Raw genomic sequence first — 25398 nt, 5'->3', positions numbered from 1 at the left:
AGCGGCTCTTAAGTGTCTGTAGGCCATTCAGCACTCGTTTTTGCTTTCACCAAAAAACTTAGAATCATCTCAAAATAGATATAAGGGGACTTAGAGTGAACAAGTCGGAACTGATTGATGCTATCGCTGCATCCGCTGATATCCCGAAAGCTGCTGCTGGCCGTGCGCTGGACGCTGTAATCGAATCCGTCACTGGCGCTCTGAAGGCTGGCGACTCCGTAGTTCTGGTAGGTTTCGGTACTTTCTCGGTAACCGATCGTCCAGCTCGCATCGGTCGTAACCCACAGACCGGCAAGACTCTGGAAATCGCGGCAGCCAAGAAGCCAGGTTTCAAAGCCGGTAAAGCCCTGAAAGAAGCCGTCAACTAAGTTTGATTCAGGTTTTTACCCATCCGGGTCGGGGTCATGCCTGACTTGGCAGCGGAGCGGTAGAGCAGGCAGTCTGGAATAATTGCCTGCTACGCCGGGATCGAGGGTTCGAGCCCTGTCCGCTCCGCCAGTTACGAGAAGGCGCATCCTCGGATGCGCCTTTCTTCTATCCGGATTCTACCCACGCTCCACGGTTGCCTAATTTTTGAAGTTCAACCGTTTCTGGGGGACGCATGCTGCAGAATATCAGGGACAATTCACAAGGCTGGATTGCCAAGACCATTATCGGGGTCATCGTTGCACTGATGGCCCTGACCGGTTTCGATGCCATTTTCAAGGCCACGACTCACACCAACGAGGCGGCCAAGGTCAATGGTGAAGAAATCAGCCAGAACGAGCTGAGCCAGGCCGTTGACATGCAACGCCGTCAGCTGATGCAACAGCTGGGCAAGGACTTCGATGCTTCCTTGCTCGACGAAAAAATGCTGCGCGAATCGGCCCTCAAGGGTCTGATCGATCGCAAGCTGCTGCTGCAAGGCGCAGAAAAATCGAAGTTCGCCTTCTCCGACGCGGCGCTGGACCAGGTGATCCTGCAAACGCCTGAATTCCAGGTTGACGGCAAGTTCAGCTCCGACCGTTTTGACCAGGTGATCCGTCAGCTGGGCTACAGCCGTATGCAATTCCGCCAGATGCTGGCTCAGGAAATGCTGATCGGTCAGCTGCGCGCCGGTGTAGCCGGCAGCGGTTTCGTGACTGACGCTCAAGTGCTGGCCTTCGCCCGTCTGGAAAAACAGACCCGTGATTTCGCCTCGCTGAACATCAAGGCTGATCCGGCAGCAGTGAAGCTGACCGACGATGAGGTCAAGGCTTACTACGACGAACACGCCAAGGAATTCATGACCCCGGATCAGGTGGTCATCGATTACCTCGAACTGAAGAAGGCTTCGTTCTTCGACCAGGTTGCCGTCAAGGATGAAGACCTGCAGGCGGCGTACCAGAAAGAAATCGCCAACCTGTCGGAACAGCGTCGTGCGGCGCACATTCTGATCGAAGTGAACGACAAGACCACCGAGGCCCAGGCCAAGGCGAAGATCGAAGAAGTCCAGGCACGTCTGGCCAAGGGCGAGAAGTTCGAAGCGCTGGCCAAGGAGTTCTCGCAGGATCCGGGCTCGGCCAACAATGGCGGCGACCTGGGTTATGCCGGTCCTGGCGTCTACGACCCGGCCTTCGAGAAAGCCCTGTATTCGTTGAGCAAGGATCAAGTGTCCGAGCCGGTTCGCACCGATTTCGGTTTCCACCTGATCAAGCTGCTGGGCGTCGAAGCGCCGGAAGTGCCGACCTTCGCCAGCCTGAAAGACAAGCTGACCCGCGAGCTGAAAGCCCAGCAGGTCGAGCAGCGTTTCGTCGAGGCGACCAAACAGCTGGAAGACTCTTCGTTCGAAGCGTCTGACCTGGCTCAGCCGGCCCAGGATCTGAAACTGACCGTGCACACCTCCAAGCCGTTCGGTCGTGAAGGTGGTGAAGGTGTTGCGGCCAACCGCGCCGTGGTCACTGCCGCGTTCAGCAACGAAGTGCTGGATGATGGTGCCAACAGCACCGCCATCGAGCTGGATCCGGAAACCGTGATCGTGCTGCGCGCCAAGGAACACCTCAAGCCTGCGCAACTGCCGCTGGATGCCGTGGCGACTGCCATTCGCACCCAGTTGGCCAAAGAGCACGCCAGCGCGGCTGCCAAGACCAAGGCGGAGCAACTGATCACCGGTCTGCGTGATGGCAAGACCCCTCTGGACAAGGCCATCGACGGTCAGAACTGGAAAGTCACCCAGGCGGCGACCCGTGCCCAGGAAGGTGTCGATCCAGCGGTGCTGCAAGCGCTGTTCCGCATGCCGAAACCGGCTGCCAAGGACAAGCCGACTTTCAGCAGCGTGACACTGCCTGATGGCAGCCTGACCATTGTGCGTCTGAACGCTGTGAACGAAGCCGCTGCGCCGACCGATGAAGAGAAAGCACAATACCGTCGCTTCCTCGCTTCGCGTGAAGGCCAGCAGGACTTCGCGGCGTACCGCAAGCAGCTGGAAAGCGAAGCGGACATCAAGCGTTTCTGATGCCTGACTGAGCGATAAAAAAGAGCCCCGGATAAAAGTCCGGGGCTTTTTTTTGCCCGCTATTCAGTGCGGGGGGAATCCATGTTGCCGGGCATTTGCGGTCGCCCAGAGGGTCAGAATCAACAAGCCCGCAACGATCCAGGGAAAGGCACTGACACCCGGATTCGCCAGCAACAGACCACCTGCCAGTCCGCCTCCGGCAATGCCGACATTCCACAGGGTCACCAGCATCGATTGCGCGGTGTCGGCGGCGTCCTTCGCCGTTTTCGCCGAGGCCGTCTGCAGCAGTGAAGGCATTGCGCCGAAGGCCAGTCCCCATACCGCCGTTGCGGCGTAGACCACGCCGGGCATTTCCCGCCACAGGGCCAGGGCAATCGCGGAAAGCATGAACAGTGTAGCGCTGATGAGTACCAGCTCCCGCAGCCAGCGATCAATCAGGCTGCCGACAATCCACAGGCTCAACACCGACGCGAGGCCGAATACCAGTAACACGCGGTCGATTTCGGCACCGAGGCCGGAGGGTTCAAGGAACGGCGCTATGTAGGTGTACAGAAGGTTGTGAGCGACCACGTAGGACAGCGTCACGAACAGCACGGACCGCACGCCCGGCAGGGTAAACACCTGAAGCAGGGGCAGGCGCTTCCCGGCGCGCTCACCGGCAAAGTCTGGCACTTGCCAGCGTACCCAGATCACCAGCAGCACGGTCATCGCGCTCATGATCGCGAAGCTCAACCGCCAGCCGACCACTGTACCCAGCAGCGTGCCGGCCGGTATGCCCAACGAAAGCGCGAGAGGGGCGCCGAGCATGGCCACGGTAATGGCGCGACCCTGCAGATGCGGGGCCACCATGCGGCTCGCATACCCTGCCAGTAACGCCCAGAGCAACCCGGCAAACACGCCGGCAATAAAGCGCGCGATCAACGTCAACCAGTACAGCTCCGACAACGCGGTGATGCTGTTGGCGATGGCAAAACCGCCAATGGCCGACAACAGCAGTGGTCGGCGACGCCAGCCTCGGGTGGCGATGGTCAGCGGAATGGCCGCCAGCATCGATCCGATGGCGTACAGCGTGACCAGTTGCCCGATCAGTGCCTGAGAGACTTCGAGACCCGCGCTCATCTGCGGTAACAGGCCAGCGGGCATGGCTTCGGTCAGCACGGTAATGAATCCGGCGGTGGCCAGTGCGAGCAGGGCACCCAACGGTAATCGTTCTGCGGGTTCGACCGGGTTGGCAAGCGTTGCAGAAGTCAGTTGTGCATCGTTCATGAGCCAGCATCCATTTTGCCGAGGGAGATGAAGGCCACAGGGTAGGGCGCTGCGCATTCGGGAAAAACAGGTTAGGGTTCCGAACATCTCGGACAGGAATGTCGTGAATCAGGGAGAAAGAATGGACAGTCTGGGCAGTATTTCGGTGTTCGTGCAGGTGGCGGAAACCCGCAGTTTTACCGAGGCGGGCCGCTTGCAAGGCGTGTCATCTTCGGCGGTGGGCAAGAGCATCGCGCGGCTGGAGGCGCGGCTCGGGGTCAGGTTGTTCCATCGCACCACCCGCAGCATCACGCTCACCAGTGAGGGCGCGCTGTTTCTTGAACGCTGCCGCAAGATTCTCGCCGAGGTCGAGGCGGCCGAATTCGAGTTGTGTGATGCCGCATCGGCGCCTCACGGCAAGTTGCGGGTCAGCTTGCCCCAGGTGCATGAACTGGTGATGCCGGTCATGAATGAGTTCATGGCGCTGTACCCGCAGATCGAGCTGGATCTGGACCTGACCGATCGCATGGTCGATGTCGTCGAGGAAGGCTTCGATGCGGTCATCCGCACAGGAAAACCTCGGGATTCTCGGCTCATGGCCCGGCCTTTGGGGAAATTTCACATGGTGCTGGTGGCCAGTCCCGGGTATCTGCGCGAACGCGGTGTGCCGCTGATCCCCGCCGATCTGGCGCAGCACGCCTGTCTGCGCCATACGTTTCACGCCACGGGCAAACTGGAACCCTGGCCACTGAAGCGCGAGGAGGGTGTTCCCGAGCCGAGCTTGCCGACACGCTTGGTCAGTACATCAATTGAAGCGGTCAGTCATGCGGCGCTGGCCGGCCTGGGCATCGCTTGCCTGCCGGACTTCATGATCCACGAGGCGCAAAGGCAGGGGCGCCTGCAGCGCGTGCTGGATGAACATCTGGAGCACGTCGGACAGTTCTGGGTGCTTTGGCCATCCAGTCGCCATGCAACCGCCAAGTTACGGGTGTTCGTCGATCATTTGTCGGCGCGACTTTTTCCTGTCGCCGAGGGTCAGTAGAGTTGTAACTGTTTTAAGACACTAATCGGTACGCCGCGGGGCAGCGATCTGTTGCACAATACGCCCCGGACCGTTTTCCCTCAGGATGTTTAATGTTGAATTCTATTCCCGTGCGTTTTTTCGGGTTGGCGTTGTTGCTGACCGCCGCTGCCGGCTGCTCCAAGGACAAGCCTATCTACGAGCATGAGAACTTCGACGACTCCGGCACCTTTTCGCGCAACTATCCGGTCACCGATGCCGCCAGCTGCGAAGCGGCGCGCCGTGCGTTGCTCAGCCAGGGCTACATCATCACCAGCAGCGACCCGAAACTGGTCAGCGGGCACAAGAGCTTCCAGCAGACCGGTGAAACCCACATGGAGATCAGCTTCAACGTGGTGTGCACCGATGACGGCAGCTCCGCGCACCACGCGACAGTGTTCGCCAACGCCCTGCAGGACCGCTACGCGCTGAAGAAGACCAACAACTCGGCCAGCCTCGGGGTTGGTGTGCTGGGCTCGGTGTCGATGCCGATCGGCTCCTCTGACGACTCGATGGTCAAGGTGGCCAGCGAAACCGTGTCCTCGCAGAAGTTCTACGAGCGCTTCTTCACCCTGGTCGAGCTGTTCCTGCCGGCCGAAGCGAAGAAAGCTGCACACATCACCGAGAAGCCGAAAGCCGATCTGGGCGTACCGGAGCCCAAGGCTGCGCCGGCCGCGCTGGCCCCGACGCCAGCGGCCGAGCCGACTCCGACTCCGACGCCAGCCCCGGCCGCCGAGCCGGCCACGAACCCGGCGCCTGCCGCCGCAGAGACTACTCCGGTCAGCTCGGAGCCGGTCGTTCCACCTGCCGAGGCGGCGCCGATCACCCCGGCCCCGGGTTCGGAGCTGGTTCCAACATCAGCGCCGGCACCGGAAGTCATCACGCCACCGGCCAATCCGACTGACTTGCCGCCGCCATCAGAGCCGATCCCGGCGATGCCAAGCGGGCATTGACCGGTCGTGGGAGCGACGCAACGTCGCTCCCGCTTCGATTCCTGTGTGAGCTGAAATGTCGGTATCCCCGCGATAAATCCCTGACCGCCTGCTACGTTTATTTCATGAAGGCCGTGTTTCATTTTTCCTTCATACGGGCACTTTATGCTCGAGGCACTGGTCATTTGCTCCAGGCCATTTCAGCAAAGCAGTGAGGGGGATTACACGATGGATGACTATCAAGAAGAACTGCTTGAATTCCAGGCTTACGAACTGGATTCGCCGGAGCCTGCGGAAGACGCCACCGAGCTCTGAGGCTTCAACCGGTCTTGCGGTGACTGCGGCGGAACTCGCCCGGTGTCTGGCCGTTCCAGCGCTTGAAGGCGCGCTGGAAAGCTTCGGCCGAGGCAAACCCCAGCAGGTAGGCGATTTCACCGAACGCCAGTTCAGTGTCGCGGATGTAGGTCATCGCCAGATCACGGCGGGTGTCGTTGAGGATCGCGCGAAACTGCGTGCCTTCTTCGGCCAGCTTGCGCCGTAACGTCCAGGTTGGCAGCTTCAGGCGTGCCGCCACTTCTTCCAGGTCGGGTTCCCGGCCGCCATTGAGCAACGGCCCGAGCAATTGCGTGATGCGCTCACGCAGGCTGCGGGTTCGCGTCAGTTGTTCCAGTTCCCGTTCACACAGTTGCAGCAGGTGTTTCCAGGTGCTGGGGCAGTGCTCCGGATTGCGTGCGGCCAGGCTGGCGAGGCTCAGGCGCAGTTGATTGTGTTCGGCGCCGAACTGGATCGGGCACTCGCCGAGCACGGCGTAGGCGTCGCGGTAGTCCGGTGTGTCGAACTCGATTTCGATTCGTTCCGCGCGCAGCGGTTCGGGGCTGACGCTGGACAACTGATGCAGCCACCCGGCGATGATCGAATCCACCACAAAACGGTTGTAGGCGTTGTACGGGCTGATCGAGTAGAAACGCAGCCACGCGCCGCTGGCATCTTCGTGGAAACTCGACTGACCCCGATAATTGGAGCCGTACAACGGTTCGAAGCGCGTCAGGCAGCGGGCGGCCTCGCGCACGGTCGGCGCCTGCGCTGCGGTGACGCCGGCCAATCCCGCCTGGCTCAGACAACTGAGCTGGCCCATGCGCAAACCCAGCGCCGGATCGCCGGTCAACTGAATTGCACCATGACCCAGGCGCATGTAGCGCGGGATCGACAGGCGTGCGCCGGCCTCGGCCAGTCGTGCGGTGTCGAGCCCATATTGTTCGAGTAACGGCTGCGGGTCGGCGTCATGACTGCGCACGGCATCGGCCAGGCTATGGACGAAGCCCACCGACAGATCCCCGAGACGCATCGGCAGCGGCTTCATGGTCTACAGCCAGAGATTGAGCAGGCGCGCGCCACGGGCTTCGCCGTCGGCGAACTGCTGGCCATTGCTGCTGAGGAAGCTCTGCCCGGAACTCGGCTTGTCCCAGAACTGCCCGCGCAGGAACACGCTCATGCCGGCAATCGCCCGGCTGCCCGGCGGTTGTGCCGTGAGGGTCAGGCGATGCCAGGCCTGGCCTTCGCTGATCTCTCCCGGTTTGAGGTTGACTGAGTCCGGCACGTTCAAGCCCCTGTAACCCTGCCAGGGCTGGTCCCACACGCCATGCCCGATGACGAACGCAGGCACCGCGATCAATTGCGCACCTTGCTCGTCGAGCCTGCGATAGTTGTCCGGATACCAACTGTCGTTGCCGATCAGCACACCGAGGCGTCCGGCGGGGGTGTCGACCACATTGATCTGTGAAGCCTCGCCAGTGCCGGTCGCTTGATCCTGATCGAAGATCGGGCGCATCTGCCGCTGTGGCTGGCCGAGCGGGGCGCCGTCACGACCGAACACCACGCTGGTGTTGTACAGCGCACCGCTGCCGGCCTTGAGTCGGCCGTCGATGATGTTCGGCTCGGGCAGCACGATCGAACCGGCCACCAGAGTGATATGGAATTCCCTGGCCAGACCGCCGAACAGCAGCTGATAGTCCTTGGCCATGTCTCGGGATTTCATCCGCAGGTGGGCGTCATCCAGACGGCTGCTGCCCCTGGCGGTGAGCCAGGCGCGGGCGAACTGCAACGGGTTGCTGGCGGCCAGCCAGTTCATCGCCTCTTCGAGGGTGGGCGCCTGGTACAGCTCGTCTTTTTCGCCGCTGATCATCAGCCAGGTGCCGACATGCTCGGGCAGCACCACGATGGTTTTGTCATTGAGCAGACCCTGATCCTGCGCTTGCTGCAGATAGGCCGCGAGTTTGCGGTGCAGGCGCTCGGAGCTTTGGTAGTCGGTGGGGAACAGTTCCGGCTGAATCCCCAGCAGATTGCCACGGTCGGCGCGGGTGCCCTGATCGACCGCCAGTTTGATCCGCAGGTCCGACAGGTAATGACCGGCCGGACGGTCAGCCGCCCACATGGCGTAAAAGGTGAGCGCGGCGACCAGCGCCATGGAAAAGGTCAGGTACAGAAGTTTGCGCATGAAATCCAACAACAGCCGGGTACAGGGTGTGGGACTAGGGTAGGGCCCATGCCTGCGCTTGCCAAGGGGCGCTGCGCATTTGGATCAATAACTTGTCAGTTACGGTCATTGAGTGACAGCGATGCGACTCTTAGGCTGTCGAACATGACTGACGGGGGACGCAGAGCTCCCGCATTTTCCGTGATCGCTCGCTGTGGAGTTACCGATGACCGCCACTTACCCGCACCTGCTGGCCCCGCTGGACCTGGGATTCACCACGCTGCGCAACCGCACCCTGATGGGCTCGATGCACACCGGCCTGGAAGAGAAACCGGGTGGTTTCGAGCGGATGGCGGCGTATTTTGCCGAGCGCGCCCGTGGCGGCGTCGGCCTGATGGTGACCGGCGGTATCGGCCCGAACGACGAGGGCGGCGTGTATTCCGGCGCAGCCAAGCTGACCACCGAGGAAGAAGCCCTCAAGCACCGCATCGTCACCCGTGCGGTGCATGAGGCGGGCGGCAAGATCTGCATGCAGATCCTCCACGCCGGGCGTTATGCCTACAGCCCGAAACAGGTCGCACCGAGCGCAATCCAGGCGCCGATCAACCCGTTCAAGCCCAAAGAGCTGGACGAGGAAGGCATCGAGAAACAGATCAGCGATTTCGTCACCTGCTCGGTACTGGCCCAGACCGCCGAGTACGACGGCGTGGAAATCATGGGTTCCGAAGGTTACTTCATCAACCAGTTCCTCGCGGCCCACACCAACCACCGCACCGACCGCTGGGGCGGCAGCTACGAAAACCGCATGCGCCTGCCGGTGGAAATCGTTCGCCGGGTGCGTGAGGCGGTTGGCCCGAACTTCATCATCATCTTCCGTCTGTCGATGCTCGATCTGGTGGAAGGCGGCAGCACCTGGGAAGAAATCGTCATCCTGGCCAAAGCCATCGAGCAGGCCGGCGCGACCATCATCAACACCGGCATCGGCTGGCACGAAGCACGGATTCCGACCATCGCCACCAAAGTGCCGCGTGCGGCGTTCAGCAAGGTCACCGCCAAGCTGCGCGGTTCGGTGAACATTCCGCTGATCACCACCAACCGTATCAACACCCCGGAAGTTGCCGAGCAGATTCTGGCCGAAGGCGATGCCGACATGGTGTCGATGGCGCGGCCGTTCCTCGCCGACCCGGATTTCGTCAACAAGGCTGCCGAAGGCCGCGCCGACGAAATCAACACCTGCATCGGCTGCAACCAGGCCTGCCTCGATCACACCTTCGGTGGCAAGCTCACCAGTTGCCTGGTCAACCCACGTGCCTGCCACGAGACCGAGCTCAACTATCTGCCGGTCAAGCAGATCAAGAAGATTGCCGTGGTCGGTGCCGGCCCTGCGGGCCTGTCCGCTGCCACCGTGGCTGCCGAGCGCGGGCATCAGGTGACGCTGTTCGATTCGGCCAGCGAAATCGGCGGCCAGTTCAACGTGGCCAAGCGCGTGCCGGGCAAGGAAGAGTTCTACGAAACCCTGCGTTACTTCAAACGCAAGTTGCAGACCACCAACGTCGAGGTGTGCCTGAACACCCGCGTCGATGTGGCAAAACTGGTGGAGGGCGGTTACGACGAAGTCATCCTGGCCACCGGCATTGCGCCGCGAGTGCCGGCGATTCCGGGTGTCGAGAACGCCAAAGTGTTGAGCTATCTGGATGTGCTGCTCGAGCGCAAACCGGTGGGCAAGCGCGTGGCGGTGATCGGCGCCGGCGGTATCGGTTTCGACGTCTCGGAGTTCCTCGTTCATGAAGGCGTGGCCACCAGTCAGGATCGCGCCGCGTTCTGGAAAGAGTGGGGCATCGACACCAATCTGGAAGCCCGTGGCGGCGTGGCCGGGATCAAGGCTGAACCGCACGCACCGGCCCGCGACGTATTCCTGCTGCAACGCAAGAAATCCAAGGTCGGCGACGGTCTGGGCAAATCCACCGGCTGGATTCACCGTACCGGTCTGAAGAACAAGCAGGTGCAGATGCTCAACAGCGTCGAATACCTGAAGATCGACGACGGAGGTCTGCACATCCGCATCGGCGAAACCGGCGAGCCGCAAGTGCTGCCGGTGGACAACATCGTCATCTGCGCCGGCCAGGATCCGCTGCGTGAGTTGCACGACGGTCTGGTGGCTGCCGGGCAGAACGTGCACCTGATCGGCGGTGCCGATGTCGCGGCCGAGCTGGATGCCAAGCGTGCGATCAATCAGGGTTCGCGTCTGGCCGCCGAGCTCTGATCCACCCTAGAATGCCGGCTCTTTTTACAGAGCCGGCCTTCATGTTTCTGCCTCCCACCGACTGGCTGGCCCCAGCCCCTCTCGAACCCCTTCATCTGGACTGGCTCACTGCCGCCGGCATTGAAGTGGCGATCCTGCGCCTCGACCGGATCGACCCGCTGATCAGCGGCAACAAGTGGTTCAAACTCGTCGAACACCTGAAAGCCGCCGACCGTGCGGGCGCCGAAGGCATCATCAGCCTGGGCGGCGCGCACTCCAATCATCTGCATGCACTGGCCGCGGCGGGCAAACGCCTGGGACTCACAACGGTCGGTCTGTTGCGCGGGCATCCGCAGGACACACCGACGGTCAGGGATCTGCAGGATTTCGGCATGCAGTTGCACTGGCTCGGGTTTGGCGGCTATCGGGCGCGGCATGAGCCGGGATTCTGGGACTCGTGGCTGGCGCAATATCCGACGCTGCATCCGGTGCCTGAAGGTGGTGGTGGTTTGCCGGGGGCGCAGGGTTGCGCATCACTGAAGGATCAGGTCAGTCAACAACTCGGCAAGCTCGGCTGGGACAACCATGACGGCTGGTGGCTGGCCTGTGGCACCGGCACCACGCTCGCGGGGCTGGTGCTGGCAGAGGCGGGTGAACACCCGGTGTACGGCGCAATGGCCGTGCCCGACGATCACGGCGTCGCGGCCAATGTCGGGGCGATTGTCGGTGATATCGGCGGCTACGAGCTGATCGACGCCAGCCGTGGCGGCTTCGCCAAAGTCGATGCGCCGTTGCTTGAGTTCATCGCGCAGACCGAACAGGCCAGCGGCATTCCCCTCGAACCGCTGTACACCGGCAAGGCCTTGCTCGCGCTCAAACAGCAAATCGAGGCCAGCCGTTTCAAGAGCGGAACGCGCCTGATCTTCGTCCACACCGGCGGTTTGCAGGGCCGGCGTGGATTCGACGGTCAACCCTGATTGCGCTTGGGCATCATCCGCAGCAGCGTGTTATCGCCCACCACGTAATGGTGATACAGCCCGGCCAGCGCATGCAGGCCAATCAGCCAGTAACCGATGTTGCCGATCAGCACGTGCCAGTGTTCAACCTGCTTGGCGAAGGCTTTGTCCTCGTGCACCAGCAACGGCAGGTCGAAACCGTAGAACATCACTTGATGGCCCTCGGCGCTGGTGATCAGCCAGCCCAGGATCGGCATGGCGATCATGAACAGGTACAGCGCCCAGTGCATCAGCCGGGCCAGTGCGGTCTGCCACTGCGGTGAGGCGGGGAATATCTTCGGCGCAGGGCCGATGCTGCGGGCCAGCAGGCGAAACCACACCAGCACGAACACGGTCAGGCCGAGCATGTAATGCACTTCGCGGATCAGCGAGCGGCCACCACTGCCCTTGGGAAAGATGCCTCGCAATTCCATGCTGGCATACACCAGCACCAACAACACCAGCATCAACCAGTGCAACAGGACTGACACGGTGCTGTAGCGTGATTCGGAACTTGTCCACGGCATACGGTATTTCCTCACGGATCAGGGTCGAAACGTGCCGTTCTTGAGCGACGGCATGCTTTAACTGTAATCCGCTTTGGCCGAATTGCCCGCGTCTAAAAACTCTTTCATTGCGCGAAATCAGGGGTTTGCCCAAAAAAAACGCCAGTGTCGGGCAGACACTGGCGTTTTTGTTTGCTGCAGGCTGCGTTATCAGCTGCTTTGCGGCATCTCACCCTTGGCCAGGCGCTTGTTGATGTCGGCGATCACTTCCGGCAGGTCGGTGATGGTGTCGATCATGTAGTGCGGACGTGAACCTTCGAACAAGGCGTGGATACGCTTGCGTTCGCTGGCCAGGGCGTCGCTGCCCAGTGCGCGGTAGCCTTCGTAATCCAGGCCCAGCGCGTTGCCGGAACAGATCAGCGCCACGGTCCACATCCCGGCGCGTCGACCTTCGAGAATCCCCGGTACGGTGTCGTCGATCTTCACGCAGGCGGCGACATCGTCGATGCCCAGTGCAATCACGTTGGCCAGGGCTTGAGCCGGCCATGGGCGACCGTTCGGCACTTCGTCGGTGGCCACCACATGGTCGGCGATGTAGCCGTTGGTGGCGGCCAGGGCCACGACCTTGTCCATCACTTGTTTCGGATAACCGGAGCAGGAGCCGATCTTGATGCCTTGCTGGCGCAGGTTGGCGATGGTCTCCAGTGCGCCGGGAATCAGCGCCGAGTGCTCGGCGATTTTCTCGATCTGCAGCGGCATGAAGCGGTTGTAGATCGCGGTCACGTCATCGTCGGTCGGGGTGCGGCCGAACGCCTTGCGATAGCGCTCGGCAACCTGCGGCTGGTCGCACAGGGTGCGGATGTGATCCCACTTGCCCATGCCCATCGGGCCACGGGCCTCTTCGATGGAAACCTGGACATCGAATTCGGCGAAGGCTTCGACGAAGATCTGAGTCGGGGCGAACGAACCGAAGTCGACGACGGTGCCGGCCCAGTCGAGGATGGCGGCTTGCAGTTTGGTTGGGTTGTTGTAGTTCATGCTGGTCAAAATCCTGTGTTGGCAATGCAATTCAAATAAGGGAGCGGGCCGGGTGAATCAGATGTCGAGCACTTCCATCTCGCGCAGCACTTCACCCACCGCCGCGACGGCTTCGCGCATCTGCGCCGGGGTGACGTGGCCGATGCAGCCGACGCGGAAGGTTTCGACCTGGGTCAGCTTGCCGGGGTAGAGGATGTAACCCTTGGCCTTGACCCGTTCGTAGAAGTCCTTGAACTGGTAGCGCGGATCTTTCGGTGCGTGGAACGTGGCGATGATTGGTGCCTGGATCTCTGCGGGCAGGAAACTGCGCAGGCCGAGTTTGCCCATCTCTTCCATCAGCGCCTGGCAGTTGGCGGCGTAGCGCGCATGCCGGGCTGGCAGGCCGCCTTCTTCGTTGTATTGCAGCAGAGCTTCGTGCAGCGCGGCGACCACGTGGGTCGGCGGGGTGAAGCGCCACTGGCCGGTCTTTTTCATGTAGCTGTGCTGGTCGAACAGGTCCATCGCCAGCGAATGCGAATTGCCGGCGGCAGCCGCCAGGGATGCCTTGCGGGCAAACACGAAGCCCATGCCCGGTACGCCTTCGAGGCATTTGCCGGAGGCGGCGATCAGGGCATCGAACGGGACTTTCTGCGCATCCACCGGCAACGCGCCGAAGGAACTCATGGCATCGATGATCAGGCGTTTGCCGTGCTGTTCGACGACCTGGGCGATTTCCGGCAGCGGGTTGAGGATGCCGGTGCTGGTTTCGCAGTGGATCAGCGCGACGTGGGTGATGTCGCTGTCGGCGCGCAGCAGGCGGTCGACGTCGGCGGCGGTGGTCGGCTCGTCTTCAGCGGTTTCAAAGGTGCTGAACGAGCGGCCGAGCACTTCACAGATCTTCGCCAGACGCTTGCCGTAGGCGCCGTTGATCAGCACCAGCACCTTGCCGTCGGGGGGGACGAGGGTGCCGATGGCAGCTTCGACGGCGAAGGTGCCGCTGCCCTGCAAAGGCACGCAGTGGTGGCTGTCGGCGCCGTTGATGATGGCCAGCAGTTGCTCGCAGAGGCTGGCGGTCAGTTGATTGAAGCGGTCATCCCATGAACCCCAGTCGACCATCATCGCCTGACGGGTGCGGGCCGAGGTAGTCAACGGGCCGGGAGTGAGCAGGATGGGTGCGGCAGTACTCATTCGTGTGTCCTCGCGATAGCGCTGTGGGATGAAGCTACGGGGCATACGTTGCAATTCGGCGGATCATCAATCAAATTGTTTGTTGTTATGCCAACCATCAGCGAGGGTTATTCATGAACCTGTTCCAGCTCCGCGCTTTCGACGCCGTGGCCCGGGAAGGCAGCTTCACCCGTGCCGCCGCGCGGTTGTTCATCAGCCAGCCGGCGGTCACCGGGCACATCAAGGCGCTGGAGGAGCACTACCAGATCACCCTGTTGCGACGGACGGCGCGCCGGGTCGAGCTGACGGAGGAGGGCACCAAACTGGCGGCGATCACCCGGGCGATGTTCGGCATGGCCGAAGAGGCCCAGGCGCTGCTCGAAGCCAATCGGCAGTTGCTGACCGGACGTCTTGAGGTGGCGGCGGACGGCCCGCACATGGTCATGCCGATGCTTGCGAGCCTACGGGCGCGCTATCCGGGAATCACGGTGAATTTGCGTCTGGGCAATGCTCAGGAAACCCTGGCGGCGTTGTTGTCCGAGCATGCGGACGTGGCGGTGCTGACCGAAGTCGAGCCGCGCAAGGGCCTGCACCTGCAAGCGCTGAGCGAATCGCGGATCTGCGCACTGGTGCCGGCCGGGCATCCCTGGGCGACTCGCAGTGGCGAGGTCAGGCTCAAGGAGCTGGATCAGGTGATCATGGTCCTGCGCGAGCCGAGTTCGATTACCCGGCGCACTTTCGATCAGGCCTGTACCCAAGCGTCGGTCAGTCCACGGGTGTTGCTGGAACTGGACAGTCGCGAGGCGGTGACCGAAGCGGTGGCGGCTGAATTGGGGGTTGGCGTGGTGTCATCGGTGGAAGTCAGCCACGACCCCCGTGTCGTCGCGATTCCAATCGCGGGAGAAGGGCTGGTGAACCGGCACATGATCGGTTGCGTGGAGCGGCGGCGGGAGTTGCGCTTGATTCAGGCGTTCTTCGGTTTGGCTCCCAGCTGATCGTTCCCACGCGGAGCGTGGGAGCGATCTATAGGAGACTTTCGCGCACCATCTCGAGAAACGTCGCCACCACCCGCCGCGAACTCTGCTCACGCAGGCACACCAAAGTTTCGGTCAACCGCCGGGTGCAATCGGTGATCGGCAGCGCGCAGACCCGTGAGTCCGCGCCAAACTCCGCCGCCGACACCACGCCCACGCCAATCCCCACGACCACCGCTTCCCGCGCGGCTTCCCGGCCTTCGACCTGGATCGCCGGGCGGATGCGGAAACCGGCGCGGGCCATTTCCTCTTCCAGGGTCTGGCGGGTGACCGAGCCGTGTTCGCGCAACACCAGCGGCGTGTCATCGAGGTCGGCCAGGCAGATCGACTCGCGCTCGGCCCACGGATGATGGCGCGACACGAACGCCACCATCGGATCGTTACGCAATGGCACGCACAGCAGGCGTTCATCGCTGACATCGCGCCCGAGCAACGCCAGATCGGCCTGATAGTTGAACAGGCGGAACAGCGACTCATCGGTATTGCCGGTTTCGATCTTCACGCTGATCCCCGGATAGCGTTCGCAGAACCGGGCAATCTGCGGCAGCACATGCACCGGGGCATCCACCGCCAGAATCAGGCTGCCGGTCTGCAGGGCCTGGGACTCCTGCAACAACTCCTGGGCTTCGGCCTCGACCACGAACAGGCGCTGGGTGATTGCCAGCAGGCGCTCGCCCAGATCCGTCAGGCGCACCGAGCGTTTGTTGCGATGGAACAGCAACACACCGAAGCGCTCTTCCAGCTTGCGCACCTGATCGGAAATCGCCGGTTGCGTCAGATAAAGCCGCTCGGCGGCCTTGGTGAAGCTTCCGTGTACGGCCACGGCGTGAAAGGCTTTGAGCTGGGCGTGGGACACCGACATCGCTGATTCCTCATTTACGGATGGCGTTCAGTAACAAGCTGAACTTATGTGTGAAATACGATAAATCGATTTTATTTATTAAACAGTAATTGCTTTGATCCGCTCACGCCAACGCTGACTGCCCGGTCGGGCAGCGACGCTGGCCATGAGCCTGTGCGTGCAACAGCAGGACTCATCTGACCGGTATCGCCGAAGGGACGGGGTGATATCGCAGTGCTCAACAATAAAAAACACAGGCGTTTACTTAACGATTCTGCCGGCACACTCACACCCTGAGGTCAGAACCACAATGAACAAGCACATCGGCACCATTGCGCGTTGGCGCATGCAGATCTTCGCTGTCACCTGGCTCGCTTACGCCGCGTTCTATTTCACCCGCAAAGCCTTTTCGGTGGCCAAACTGGGCATCGCCGAAGACCCCACCTTCATGCTCGACAAAATGGCCATGGCCAACCTCGACGCGATTTATCTGGCGGCCTACGCCATCGGCCAGTTCACCTGGGGCATGCTCGCCGACCGCTTCGGCCCGCGGGTCGTGGTGCTCGGCGGCTTGCTGATTTCCGCCGCTGCCGCGCTGGTGATGGGCAGTTTCGCGACCTTGCCGATCTTCGCCACCTGCATGCTGATTCAGGGCCTGGCGCAGTCCACGGGATGGTCGGGATTGTGCAAGAACCTCGGCAGTTTTTTCCCCGCCGAACAGCGCGGGCGAGTGCTCGGGTTGTGGAGTTCCTGCTACGCGTTTGGTGGCCTGGTGGCGTCGCCGTTCGCCGGTTGGTGGGCGTACACGCTGATCGGTTCGTGGCACGCGGCGTTCATTTCCAGTGCGGCGGTGGTGGCCGTGGTGGCGCTATTGTTCTTCATCTTTCAGCGCAACAAACCGGAAGATGTCGGCCTGCCCGCCGTGGAGCCGGAGCCGGTCATCAGTGCCGAAGAAGCCGAAGCCAACAGCAAACTCAGCGTCTGGGAACCGCTCAAGGAAATCCTGCGTAACCGCACGGTGCTGGTGCTCGGACTGGCGTACTTTCTGCTGAAACCGGCGCGTTACGCGATTCTGTTGTGGGGCCCGGTGATCGTCTTTGAACAGATGCCCACAGTCGGCAAGGTCGGGGCGGCGATCATTCCTACGGCGTTCGAACTGGCCGGGCTGCTCGGGCCGATCATGATCGGCATGGCCTCGGACAAACTGTTCGGCGCCCGGCGCATGCCGGCCTGCGTCCTGAGCTTGCTGGCGCTGACCGTGACCCTCGCGCTGTTCATGGGCGCCTTGCACACCGGCAGCGTGATGTTGGTAGTCGCGTTGTTATTCGTGATGGGCCTGACCCTGTACGGCCCGGACTCGATGATCAGCGGCGCGGCCGCCATCGATTTCGGCAAGGCCAAGGCCGGCGCCACGGCGGCCGGTTTCGTCAACGGCTGCGGCTCGGTCGGCGCGGTGCTCGGTGGTTTACTGCCGGGTTATTTCGATTCGGTGACGGTGTTCATCGTGTTCGCCGGTTGCGCATTGTTCTCGGCGCTGGTGCTGATACCACACTGGAACAGCCGCCCGGTCGGTGTCATGGAACCCCGTGCCTCGGTGCCCAATCGGGCCCTGACCATCAAACCTCTACGTAACTGAAAAACCTGCCTCGCGGCCTGCTGCGACATTCGCGGCAGGCTGTGCCGTGGCCGATTGACTGGAGAATGTTCATGAGACCGTTTTGGCTGGAGCAGGCCTTGCAGCTCGATTCGTCCGAACCGTGCCCGCCGCTGCAAGGCGAAGTGCGCACCGACGTGTGCATTGTCGGTGGTGGTTACACCGGGTTGTGGACGGCGATCATGGTCAAGCAACAGAACCCCGAACTCGAGGTGTTGCTGATCGAAGCCGACATCTGCGGCGCCGGCGCCAGCGGGCGCAACGGTGGTTGTGCGCTGTCGTGGTCGGCGAAGTATTTCACCCTCGAGCGGTTGTTCGGCGTCGAAGAGGCGGTGCGGCTGGTCAAGGAGTCCGAGCGCAGCATCCACGCCATCGGCGAGTTCTGCGAGCAGTACGGCGTCGATGCCGATTACCGGCTCGACGGCACGCTTTACACCGCCACCAACCGCGCGCAATGCGGCTCGACCGATGCGGTGATTGCCGCGCTCGAGCGCAACGGCATCAACTCGTTCACCCAGCGTCCCGTTGCCGACGTGCAGCGAATGGCCGGTTCAGACAAGCATCTGGAAGGCTGGTTTTCGCCGGCCGCCGCCAGTGTGCAGCCGGGCAAACTGGTGCGCGGGCTGCGGCGAGTCGCGCTGCAACTCGGCGTCAGGATCCATGAAAACACCGCGATGACCGGGCTTGAGGAGGGCCGTCCGGCGCGCATTCAGACGGCCAGTGGCAGCGTGGTCGCCGACCGTGTGGTGCTGGCGATGAATGCCTGGATGGCCCGGGCTTTCCCGCAGTTCGAACGCAGCGTGGCGATCGTTTCCAGCGACATGCTGATCACCGAACCGCGCCCGGAGCTGTTGCAGGAAATCGGTCTGACCAGCGGTGTGACCGTGCTCGATTCGCGGATTTTCGTGCACTACTACCACAACACCCCGGACGGCCGGATCATGCTCGGCAAGGGCGGCAACACCTTCGCCTACGGCGGGCGGATGCTGCCGGTGTTTGATCAACCATCGCCTTACGCCGGGTTGCTCAAACGCAGTCTCGACGATTTTTTCCCGGCCTTCGCCGATGTGAAGGTCGACGCAACGTGGAACGGCCCGTCGGATCGCTCGGTCACCGGCTTGCCGTTTTTCGGCCAGATGAGTGCCAGCGGCAATGTGTTCTACGGTTTCGGTTATTCCGGCAGTGGTGTCGGGCCGTGCCACATGGGCGGTCAGATTCTCGCTTCGCTGGTGCAAGGCCTCGACAACCCGTGGACGCGTTCGCCGCTGGTCAACGGACCGCTGGGCTATTTCCCGCCGGAGCCGATTCGTTATCTCGGCTCGCTGATGGTGCGCAACGCCATTCGCCGCAAGGAACGCGCCGAAGATCACGGGCGGCGACCACGGCATCTCGATGTACGCCTGGCGAAATTCGCCGCCGCTGCCGGCAAGGCCGACAAGGGGTGAACATCAGGACGAAGGCGGGGTGCGGTTGAGCAGCCAGTCGAGCAACAGGCCGTTGTCAGACGGCTCCGGGGTCTTGCGTGCCGGGCGAGGCTGGCTGACGTCCAGGCACAGGATCGGCCGATCCGGGTCACTGTCGAGAAAACTCACCCAGACTTCGCTGCCGGCACGGGGCAGCGCTTCCCTGTTGATCCGGCCACCGCTGCCGACCACGGCAATCGTCAGCCACAAGCCGTCAGTGTCGGCATTGTGTGTCAGCGCGGGCCATAACCGCACGGCGAGTCGGCCCAGATCGTCCAGCTGCGCAGGTTGCCCGGGCGAGCCCAGCACTTGCGCCGGGTGATAGCCCGGAATGCTCGGACGTGGCTGTCGCAGCGGCGGGCGAAACTCGGTTGACCAGGGCTGTGCGGTGAAATCGTTGTGATAACGACGGGGCGTGGACATCGGATCGAGAATCGACGGCTGTTGACCCTGATGGCGCAACTCGGTGATCAGCCACTGGTCGTTGAACGCGCCCACCGGATGATCCGTGACCTGCAACAAACGGCCGCTGAGCAGCTGCAGGCAATCGCTGCGCCCCTCGATGCAGCGGTAGTGGCAGCGCTGGCGCTCAAGCTGTCGACGGCTGCGTTGATCGGCGTAGCGTTGACCGGTTGACGGAAGTCCTCGCATGGGTATGGCGCCTGTCACCGCGTGGTTGGCCGCTTCATCATCGTTGCCGGGCTGCCCGCGTTCGCGGACGGTGGGCGACACCTGCGCCGTGACGGGGTCGTGACGCAGGAACAGCGTGCCGAGGGTGGGGGCACGTGTCGCGTTCTCCGGGCTGAAAGGCAGGGGTATCGGGGGCTGCGGCAGGCTCAGGCTGTCATCGGCAAACACCACGACATGGCCATCCGGCCGGTGCTCGAAGTGATAGTGGATGCCTTCTTCTTCACACAATCGATGCAGCAATACCAGGTCCGACTCGTCGTACTGGATGCAGAACGGGCGCGGCGGGTAGTACCCCACCGTCAGATCGAAGCGGAAGCCGTTCGCGGGCAGGCGATGTTCTGTCAGCAACCGTTCGAGAATGTCCGGCACGCTCAATCGGGTGAACACCCGGCGTCTGGGCTGTTGCTCCAGTTTCTGCAGGTCTGGCACCAGCACCACCTGGTAACCGATCCGGTGGGCGCCTCGGTGTTCGCAACCGGCGCTGTGAAGGGTGCCGTGCAGGCCATGCTCTTCACTCAACTGCAGGAACGCCGGGCGATGCAACAGACTGGCGGGAGCCAGGGCCGGGGCCAGGCCAATGACTTCAATCTCGAATCGGTAGGGTCGGTTCAGCGCTTCGAGGCCGCTGAAGCGCAGTACCGGCAGGCACAGGCCACCGTCGGTGAGTGTCAGCGTGAAGGGACTTTCCTTGTCATTGAGCATTCGGACGGGCTCTGTCGGGTAATACGGGCTACAGAGGGTACGAAACCGCAGTGCGAAATGGTCATGACAAAGCGGTTTTTCAGAATCGCCCTACAAGGTGTGTAGAAGATGTCGACGGGCAACGGAATTTTTGGTCGATTGCCGACTTTAGGCCGTATAAACTTGGCGCCACGCGTCGGCCAATAGATGTCTCGGCGCCACAGATCAAGAGAGTGAGTAATGGGCGCACAGTGGAAGGTTAAACACAAAGAAGCGGCAGCCAACGCCAAGGGCAAGATCTTCGGCAAACTGGTGAAAGAAATCACCATCGCTGCCCGCAACGGTGCCGATACCGCCACCAACGCACACCTGCGTCTGGTGGTCGAACAGGCCAAGAAAGCCTCGATGCCCAAGGAAACCCTGGATCGCGCGATCAAGAAAGGCGCGGGCCTGCTGGGTGAGACCGTTCAGTACCATCGTGTGACTTACGAAGGTTTCGCTCCGCACCAGGTTCCGTTGATCGTCGAGTGCGTCACCGACAACATCAACCGCACCGTGGCGGAAATCCGCGTGGCGTTCCGCAAGGGCCAACTGGGCGCTTCCGGTTCTGTAGCGTGGGACTTCAACCACGTCGGCATGATCGAAGCCTCGCCGGACACTCCGGACGCCGATCCGGAAATGGCCGCGATCGAAGCCGGTGCCCAGGACTTCGAGCCGGGCGAAGAGGGCGCGACCCTGTTCCTGACCGATCCGACCGACCTCGACGCCGTGCAGAAAGCCCTGCCGGAGCAAGGTTTCACCGTGCTGTCGGCCAAACTGGGCTATCAACCGAAGAACCCGGTCAGCGGCCTGACCGACGAGCAGATGGCTGAAGTCGAAGCGTTCCTCGAAGGCCTCGACAACCACGACGACGTGCAGGAAATGTTCGTCGGCCTGGCCGGCTGATCCGCTGCGTCATATATGCCGCCATCGCGAGCCCGGCTCGCGATGGCGGTGTAGCGTTTACAACGCTTCCAGCTGCTGCACGACTTCGCTGAACCCCGGCCGCGCCAGCACATCCGGCTGACAGCAGCGCTGTTCCAGCGCCTCCAGCACCTCACGCCGATCCGCACTCAGCCCCGAGTCGATGCGCGCCAGCAATTCCCCCAGCAAAATCCCGAACGCTCGCACTTCAATACGTTGCAGGGCGCGGGTTTCCAGGTTGTCGGTGGTGGCATGGAACGACGCCGCGCCAAAATCCCCCAGCAGACAGTCGCCCTGATCGTTCAACAAGATGTTGTGCCCATAGAGGTCGCCATGGGTGATGCCTTGTTCATGCAGATGTTCGGCGACCGACGCAATCCCTTTTGCGATGCGCAAGGCGACATCGGCACTGAACCGGCAGTCATCGGTGTAGATATCCCGCGAACAGGAAGCCAGGCTTGGCAACGCGGCGAGGTTGCGATAGCTCGGATCGATCAGTTGCATCACCAGCCCTTGCTGGCCCTCGGGATGGTTGCCGATGCGTCCCTCGACCCGGATCAGGTTCGGGTGCAGCCCGGCGGTGATGCAGGCGTTCATCTCGTGCAACGGTGAGCCGTCGCTGGTCATCTCGCCCTTGTAGAGTTTGACCGCCACCGAACGCTCGGGCTGGCCGACCGGCTGCCACGACGCACGGGAAATGACCCCGGACGCGCCTTCGCCCAGCCGCTGCTCAAGACGCAGGCTTGACCAGTCGATCAACGGCGTGGCCTCCAGCGCGGCGGCATCGGCTTCGGTTTCCAGCGGATTGCCGGCGTAGGCCAGCCAGGTCAGGCTCGGCAGGGTCAGCAGCCACTGCGGCAGTTCCGTCAACTGGTTGGCGGCGATGCGGATCAATTCCAGCCGATGGCACTGGCTCAAGGATGGCGGCAACGCGCGCAGACGGTTACCGGCGAGCATGAGTTTTTGCAGGAGCGGGCGCTCGCCCAGTTCGGCGGGCAGGGTTTCGATGAGGTTGTCGGTCAGGATCAGCCAGCGCAACTGCGGTGGCAGGGCGGTGCCGGACACCCGGACGATCCCGTTGGCCTTGAAGCCGATCATGCTCAGGGCCTGGCACTGACCAAGGCACTCGGGCAACTCGGTGAACCGGTTGTCGGAACAGAACAGCACCCGCAGACGGGACAAGCGATGCAAATCGTCCGGCAGGCTGCTCAGTTTGTTGCCGCTGAGGTTAAGTACCTCCAGCGTGTCGGCCAGGTCGAAGATCTCTTGTGGGAACTCGGTCAAGCCTTCGACCAGATCCAGCCGGGTGATGCCCGACAGTTCGCCGGCGCGCAATTGAGCAAGGGTGTGCATGTAAATAAGGTCGCTATCGAGAGGGCGCCGTGACGCCGGGAATGGCCGGCATGATACCGGCAAATCAGGCCGTTTCGCGCACTTCAGACAATTGCCCCAGCCGGCTGCGGGTGCGGGCCAGGTCGATGGCGTTGCCGGCCAGGCTTTCATGCAGAGGCTGGCGCCCGAGCAGCGTCAGGTGTTTGTCCTGGTCGTAGAGCACGTCGATCAGGTTGATGAAACGCTGCTGGACCGCTATCGAGCATTCGTCCAGCTCCGGCATTTCATCGATGATCCAGTGGTCGAAGCGCCGGCACAGTTCCAGATAATCCATCACGGCCGTGGGCTGCTCGCACAGGTCATTGAAGGTGAAACCGACGCGGCGACCTTCGCACAGACGCGCCTGCAAGACCCGGTTGCCAACCGTTAACGGTTGCGGCGCGGTATCCCGTGGCGGTAAATCCAGCGCCAGCCGTTGTGCCGGTGTGGCCGGCCAGACGTAATGGCCCTGGGTGAACAACTGATGCGCGTGATTGCGCGCCTGGCTGCGGTAGTCATGGGGGCCGCCGACTTCCATGACCTGCATGCGCGCGTTGATCAGATCGATCACCGGTTTGAACCGCGCATGATACAGCGGGTTGGGCAACAGGCCTTCCGGTGGATAGTTGGAGGTCACCAGCAACAGGATCCCACGCTGGAATAAGGCCTTGTACAACCGGGTGATGAGCATCGCGTCGCCGATGTCATGCACATGGAATTCGTCGAAGCACAGCACCCGGCAGTCCAGCAGCAGTTCGTCGAGCGTGGCAGCGAGGGCGTCTTCCTGCTCGCGATGCCGGAACATCCCCTGATGCAGGCGGGCGAAGAACTCATGGAAGTGCAGGCGTTGTTTTTGCTGGATCGGCAAGGCTTGAAAAAAACCGTCGAGCAACCAGCTCTTGCCACGCCCGACGGCTCCGTACAGGTAAAGACTGGGCGGGGTTTGCGCCGAAGGGCCGAACAACAGGCCGGCCTGTTGTGCCATGCAGTCGATCACCCGCTGCTGGCTGTGGCTGAGGGTATAACCCTGGCCATGGGCCTTGAGCCGGAAGTAATCGCGGATTGACTGGGCGCTGGCGCAATGGCCAGCACTGGCCAGATTTCGTTTGCCGAACAAACGGCGCAACCCTGAAAGGCGCTGGGACAGACGCGAACGTTCGGGCGGTCGGGCGGGCACGGTGAGGTCACTCCGTCATCGTCGGGCCGGCTCCCCCCGAGCGCGGCGGCGTAGTGTAACCAGATGGGTAGTTTGCCTTCTACTGCGCTTTATCGGCCAAGAGTCTTTCTGGACAGTAATCTGCGGCGCGTACAGGTTTTTTCAGTGCCATGGGGTAACGGATCGACAACTTTTCGAAACATATCCCGCACGTTCAGTGGATCCAATCGACTGGCGCAATCGGCGTCCGTTGCTAACCTGAAACACTGTAACGGCAGAGACGCTGTCGCCATCAAGGATCGGACGGTGAATGCAAGGGTGGTCTGGGCATTGCTGGGCGGGCTCGCAACACCCGTGCAGGCGGCCGACCTGCAGGTCGAAGTGCGGGTCGATGTGCAGCGCGGTTGCCAGTTGATCGGTCAGCAGCGCGGAGCCGGTATCGAGCAACTGGGCGTGCTCGACTTCGGTAGCGCCGCGCGCCTTGACGATCCGGCCGGGCCGCTCGGGGCGGCGCTGATGAATGCACGATTGCCGCGCCTGGAGTGCAATCCCGACACGCCGTATCAGCTGCGCGTCGATGGCGGGCTGCATGGCGGGACCGGCGAAGTGCGCTACATGACGGGCGAGGCGGGTGGCAAAGCCATTCCTTACCGTTTGTACCAGGACGCCGCACGGCGGGTGCCGCTGGTGGTGGACGTGCCGGTCAGCGGGCGGGTGCCGGACAGCGGTTCGGTGGATCTGCCGATGTACGGCCGGATCGAGCGGATGGCGGAGGTGCCGAGAACCGGTCGGTATTCGGATCTGGTCAAGGTGACAGTGACCTGGTGATCGACCGGAGCGTGTGCGGCAGGAGCGTTCAATGACGAACGCGGTCAGGGATCGGAAGGAGTAGGGATGCATGACAGGCAAGCACTGGCTGGTCATCACCGCAGGCGCATTGCTGTTGCTCACCGAGGATGCCCGGGCGGCCATCAACGGGCAGATTCACGCCCGTCTGACCCTGATCGCCGGCTGCGAAGTGACCAATACATCCAGTCCCGCCAGCCCGGTTGGGGATTTCGGCAAGCTCGATTTCGGCCAGCAGGGCCCGACCTGGAACGCTCCCATCAAGGCCAGCCTGGCCAACGACAGCAGCGGCAGGCTCAACGTGGCCTGCAACCCTTCGGTGACCGGTTTCACCGTGAGCATCGACGGCGGCACTCATGGTGACGGCAATACCCGCCGCCTGAGCAACGGTCGCCAGACCATCCCCTATCAACTGTTTCTCGATGCCTCGGGCAGCCAGAGCTACAGCATCGGCCAACAACACAATTTCGCTGTCACCAGCGGCGCGCAGATACCCATCCCGGTATTTGGCTCGGTGGTGGCGAACACCCGTGCGGTACCGGCCGGTGTCTATACCGACACCCTGACGGTGACGCTCGATTGGTAAACC

At 62.3% G+C, this 25398-nt stretch carries 23 protein-coding genes; 13 read left to right on the top strand and 10 right to left on the bottom strand.

Annotated elements, in window-relative coordinates; all coding sequences use genetic code 11:
* Positions 1–95 precede the first annotated feature (95 nt).
* Together M5B44_RS27065 and M5B44_RS27060 are read left to right on the top strand one after the other, a co-directional pair.
* Positions 96–368, top strand: a complete 273-nt coding sequence (locus M5B44_RS27065) for an HU family DNA-binding protein (protein ID WP_002552737.1) — start codon at positions 96–98, stop codon at positions 366–368.
* Positions 369–601: 233 nt separating this feature from the next.
* A complete protein-coding gene (locus tag M5B44_RS27060; protein ID WP_248741111.1) occupies positions 602–2473 on the top strand; it encodes a SurA N-terminal domain-containing protein in 1872 nt (623 codons plus the stop codon).
* A gap of 63 nt (positions 2474–2536) precedes the next feature.
* On the opposite strand, the gene M5B44_RS27055 is transcribed toward M5B44_RS27060, so the two are convergent.
* Complete coding sequence (locus M5B44_RS27055; RefSeq protein ID WP_248741110.1) at positions 2537–3739, bottom strand: MFS transporter; 1203 nt, start codon at positions 3737–3739, stop codon at positions 2537–2539.
* A 121-nt stretch (positions 3740–3860) separates the two neighbouring features.
* Here M5B44_RS27055 and M5B44_RS27050 point away from each other — a divergent pair, with 121 nt between their 5' ends.
* The 3 genes from M5B44_RS27050 (at position 3861) to M5B44_RS27040 (ending at position 6025) form a co-directional block, all read left to right on the top strand.
* Positions 3861–4760 (top strand): LysR family transcriptional regulator, encoded by a 900-nt coding sequence (locus M5B44_RS27050; RefSeq protein WP_248741109.1) that lies wholly within the window; start codon positions 3861–3863, stop codon positions 4758–4760.
* 92 nt (positions 4761–4852) lie between these two features.
* Positions 4853–5731, top strand: a complete 879-nt coding sequence (locus tag M5B44_RS27045) for a DUF2242 domain-containing protein (RefSeq protein WP_248741108.1) — start codon at positions 4853–4855, stop codon at positions 5729–5731.
* A 144-nt stretch (positions 5732–5875) separates the two neighbouring features.
* Positions 5876–6025: a hypothetical protein gene (locus tag M5B44_RS27040; RefSeq protein ID WP_170929600.1), complete on the top strand. Its 150-nt coding sequence runs from the start codon at positions 5876–5878 to the stop codon at positions 6023–6025.
* Between the two features lie 4 nt (positions 6026–6029).
* On the opposite strand, the gene M5B44_RS27035 is transcribed toward M5B44_RS27040, so the two are convergent.
* Together M5B44_RS27035 and M5B44_RS27030 are read right to left on the bottom strand one after the other, a co-directional pair.
* Positions 6030–7070 (bottom strand): AraC family transcriptional regulator, encoded by a 1041-nt coding sequence (locus M5B44_RS27035; protein WP_248741107.1) that lies wholly within the window; start codon positions 7068–7070, stop codon positions 6030–6032.
* Between the two features lie 3 nt (positions 7071–7073).
* Positions 7074–8204 carry a carbon-nitrogen hydrolase family protein gene (locus M5B44_RS27030; protein ID WP_248741106.1) on the bottom strand — a complete coding sequence of 377 codons (1131 nt, stop codon included), beginning with the start codon at positions 8202–8204 and terminating at the stop codon, positions 7074–7076.
* A gap of 205 nt (positions 8205–8409) precedes the next feature.
* Here M5B44_RS27030 and M5B44_RS27025 point away from each other — a divergent pair, with 205 nt between their 5' ends.
* Together M5B44_RS27025 and M5B44_RS27020 are read left to right on the top strand one after the other, a co-directional pair.
* On the top strand, positions 8410–10446 hold the full coding sequence (locus M5B44_RS27025; RefSeq protein ID WP_248741105.1) for an NADPH-dependent 2,4-dienoyl-CoA reductase: 2037 nt from the start codon (positions 8410–8412) through the stop codon (positions 10444–10446).
* 41 nt (positions 10447–10487) lie between these two features.
* Entirely contained in the window at positions 10488–11402 is a 915-nt protein-coding gene (locus M5B44_RS27020; protein WP_248741104.1) for a 1-aminocyclopropane-1-carboxylate deaminase/D-cysteine desulfhydrase, read from the top strand.
* Here the strand turns inward: M5B44_RS27020 and M5B44_RS27015 are convergent.
* From M5B44_RS27015 to M5B44_RS27005, 3 genes are all read right to left on the bottom strand, one after another.
* Positions 11393–11947: a cytochrome b gene (locus M5B44_RS27015; RefSeq protein ID WP_114884125.1), complete on the bottom strand. Its 555-nt coding sequence runs from the start codon at positions 11945–11947 to the stop codon at positions 11393–11395. The genes M5B44_RS27020 and M5B44_RS27015 overlap by 10 nt on opposite strands.
* 189 nt (positions 11948–12136) lie before the next feature.
* Positions 12137–12964 (bottom strand): phosphonoacetaldehyde hydrolase, encoded by an 828-nt coding sequence (phnX, locus tag M5B44_RS27010; protein WP_248741103.1) that lies wholly within the window; start codon positions 12962–12964, stop codon positions 12137–12139.
* 57 nt (positions 12965–13021) lie between these two features.
* Complete coding sequence (locus tag M5B44_RS27005; RefSeq protein ID WP_248741102.1) at positions 13022–14131, bottom strand: 2-aminoethylphosphonate--pyruvate transaminase; 1110 nt, start codon at positions 14129–14131, stop codon at positions 13022–13024.
* Positions 14132–14244: 113 nt separating this feature from the next.
* Between M5B44_RS27005 and M5B44_RS27000 the strand changes: the two genes are divergently transcribed.
* On the top strand, positions 14245–15105 hold the full coding sequence (locus M5B44_RS27000) for a LysR substrate-binding domain-containing protein (protein WP_248741101.1): 861 nt from the start codon (positions 14245–14247) through the stop codon (positions 15103–15105).
* A 28-nt stretch (positions 15106–15133) separates the two neighbouring features.
* Here M5B44_RS27000 and M5B44_RS26995 read toward each other — a convergent pair whose 3' ends face one another.
* Complete coding sequence (locus M5B44_RS26995) at positions 15134–16006, bottom strand: LysR family transcriptional regulator (protein WP_248741100.1); 873 nt, start codon at positions 16004–16006, stop codon at positions 15134–15136.
* Positions 16007–16295: 289 nt separating this feature from the next.
* Here M5B44_RS26995 and M5B44_RS26990 point away from each other — a divergent pair, with 289 nt between their 5' ends.
* Both M5B44_RS26990 and M5B44_RS26985 read left to right on the top strand, forming a co-directional pair.
* Positions 16296–17621, top strand: coding sequence for an MFS transporter (locus M5B44_RS26990; RefSeq protein ID WP_085712458.1), 1326 nt, complete (start codon positions 16296–16298; stop codon positions 17619–17621).
* A 65-nt stretch (positions 17622–17686) separates the two neighbouring features.
* Positions 17687–19084, top strand: coding sequence for an FAD-dependent oxidoreductase (locus tag M5B44_RS26985; protein WP_248741099.1), 1398 nt, complete (start codon positions 17687–17689; stop codon positions 19082–19084).
* 3 nt (positions 19085–19087) lie between these two features.
* On the opposite strand, the gene M5B44_RS26980 is transcribed toward M5B44_RS26985, so the two are convergent.
* A complete protein-coding gene (locus tag M5B44_RS26980) occupies positions 19088–20494 on the bottom strand; it encodes a type VI secretion system Vgr family protein (RefSeq protein ID WP_248741098.1) in 1407 nt (468 codons plus the stop codon).
* Positions 20495–20713: 219 nt separating this feature from the next.
* Between M5B44_RS26980 and M5B44_RS26975 the strand changes: the two genes are divergently transcribed.
* Positions 20714–21418: a YebC/PmpR family DNA-binding transcriptional regulator gene (locus tag M5B44_RS26975; protein ID WP_248741097.1), complete on the top strand. Its 705-nt coding sequence runs from the start codon at positions 20714–20716 to the stop codon at positions 21416–21418.
* A gap of 57 nt (positions 21419–21475) precedes the next feature.
* On the opposite strand, the gene M5B44_RS26970 is transcribed toward M5B44_RS26975, so the two are convergent.
* Positions 21476–22789 carry a protein kinase gene (locus tag M5B44_RS26970; protein ID WP_248741096.1) on the bottom strand — a complete coding sequence of 438 codons (1314 nt, stop codon included), beginning with the start codon at positions 22787–22789 and terminating at the stop codon, positions 21476–21478.
* Between the two features lie 64 nt (positions 22790–22853).
* A complete protein-coding gene (gene zapE / locus M5B44_RS26965; protein ID WP_248741095.1) occupies positions 22854–23984 on the bottom strand; it encodes a cell division protein ZapE in 1131 nt (376 codons plus the stop codon).
* A 285-nt stretch (positions 23985–24269) separates the two neighbouring features.
* Between zapE and M5B44_RS26960 the strand changes: the two genes are divergently transcribed.
* The gene (locus M5B44_RS26960; RefSeq protein WP_248741094.1) at positions 24270–24791 is read left to right on the top strand and encodes a spore coat U domain-containing protein; all 522 of its coding nucleotides are present in this window, start codon (positions 24270–24272) and stop codon (positions 24789–24791) included.
* Between the two features lie 70 nt (positions 24792–24861).
* Complete coding sequence (locus M5B44_RS26955; RefSeq protein ID WP_248741093.1) at positions 24862–25395, top strand: spore coat U domain-containing protein; 534 nt, start codon at positions 24862–24864, stop codon at positions 25393–25395.
* Positions 25396–25398 lie beyond the last annotated feature (3 nt).

The organism is Pseudomonas sp. MWU12-2029, from assembly GCF_023242425.1.
Taxonomy (GTDB): Bacteria; Pseudomonadota; Gammaproteobacteria; order Pseudomonadales; family Pseudomonadaceae; genus Aquipseudomonas; species Aquipseudomonas kribbensis.
The sequence above is the reverse complement of the archived record's forward strand: the minus strand, read 5'-3'. Positions and strand labels throughout refer to the sequence as shown.

Bases quoted from the DNA above. Each gene is read 5' to 3' on its own strand.
- M5B44_RS27015 (WP_114884125.1), bottom strand. From the start codon at position 11,947: ATGCCGTGGACAAGTTCCGAATCACGCTACAGCACCGTGTCAGTCCTG.
- M5B44_RS27005 (WP_248741102.1), bottom strand. From the start codon at position 14,131: ATGAGTACTGCCGCACCCATCCTGCTCACTCCCGGCCCGTTGACTACC.
- M5B44_RS27035 (WP_248741107.1), bottom strand. From the start codon at position 7,070: ATGAAGCCGCTGCCGATGCGTCTCGGGGATCTGTCGGTGGGCTTCGTC.
- M5B44_RS27000 (WP_248741101.1), top strand. From the start codon at position 14,245: ATGAACCTGTTCCAGCTCCGCGCTTTCGACGCCGTGGCCCGGGAAGGC.
- M5B44_RS27045 (WP_248741108.1), top strand. From the start codon at position 4,853: ATGTTGAATTCTATTCCCGTGCGTTTTTTCGGGTTGGCGTTGTTGCTG.
- M5B44_RS27030 (WP_248741106.1), bottom strand. From the start codon at position 8,204: ATGCGCAAACTTCTGTACCTGACCTTTTCCATGGCGCTGGTCGCCGCG.
- M5B44_RS27055 (WP_248741110.1), bottom strand. From the start codon at position 3,739: ATGAACGATGCACAACTGACTTCTGCAACGCTTGCCAACCCGGTCGAA.
- M5B44_RS27050 (WP_248741109.1), top strand. From the start codon at position 3,861: ATGGACAGTCTGGGCAGTATTTCGGTGTTCGTGCAGGTGGCGGAAACC.
- M5B44_RS26975 (WP_248741097.1), top strand. From the start codon at position 20,714: ATGGGCGCACAGTGGAAGGTTAAACACAAAGAAGCGGCAGCCAACGCC.
- M5B44_RS26985 (WP_248741099.1), top strand. From the start codon at position 17,687: ATGTTCATGAGACCGTTTTGGCTGGAGCAGGCCTTGCAGCTCGATTCG.
- phnX (WP_248741103.1), bottom strand. From the start codon at position 12,964: ATGAACTACAACAACCCAACCAAACTGCAAGCCGCCATCCTCGACTGG.
- M5B44_RS26990 (WP_085712458.1), top strand. From the start codon at position 16,296: ATGAACAAGCACATCGGCACCATTGCGCGTTGGCGCATGCAGATCTTC.
- M5B44_RS27060 (WP_248741111.1), top strand. From the start codon at position 602: ATGCTGCAGAATATCAGGGACAATTCACAAGGCTGGATTGCCAAGACC.
- M5B44_RS27025 (WP_248741105.1), top strand. From the start codon at position 8,410: ATGACCGCCACTTACCCGCACCTGCTGGCCCCGCTGGACCTGGGATTC.
- M5B44_RS27020 (WP_248741104.1), top strand. From the start codon at position 10,488: ATGTTTCTGCCTCCCACCGACTGGCTGGCCCCAGCCCCTCTCGAACCC.
- M5B44_RS27040 (WP_170929600.1), top strand. From the start codon at position 5,876: ATGCTCGAGGCACTGGTCATTTGCTCCAGGCCATTTCAGCAAAGCAGT.
- M5B44_RS26980 (WP_248741098.1), bottom strand. From the start codon at position 20,494: ATGCTCAATGACAAGGAAAGTCCCTTCACGCTGACACTCACCGACGGT.
- M5B44_RS26955 (WP_248741093.1), top strand. From the start codon at position 24,862: ATGACAGGCAAGCACTGGCTGGTCATCACCGCAGGCGCATTGCTGTTG.
- M5B44_RS26970 (WP_248741096.1), bottom strand. From the start codon at position 22,789: ATGCACACCCTTGCTCAATTGCGCGCCGGCGAACTGTCGGGCATCACC.
- M5B44_RS26995 (WP_248741100.1), bottom strand. From the start codon at position 16,006: ATGTCGGTGTCCCACGCCCAGCTCAAAGCCTTTCACGCCGTGGCCGTA.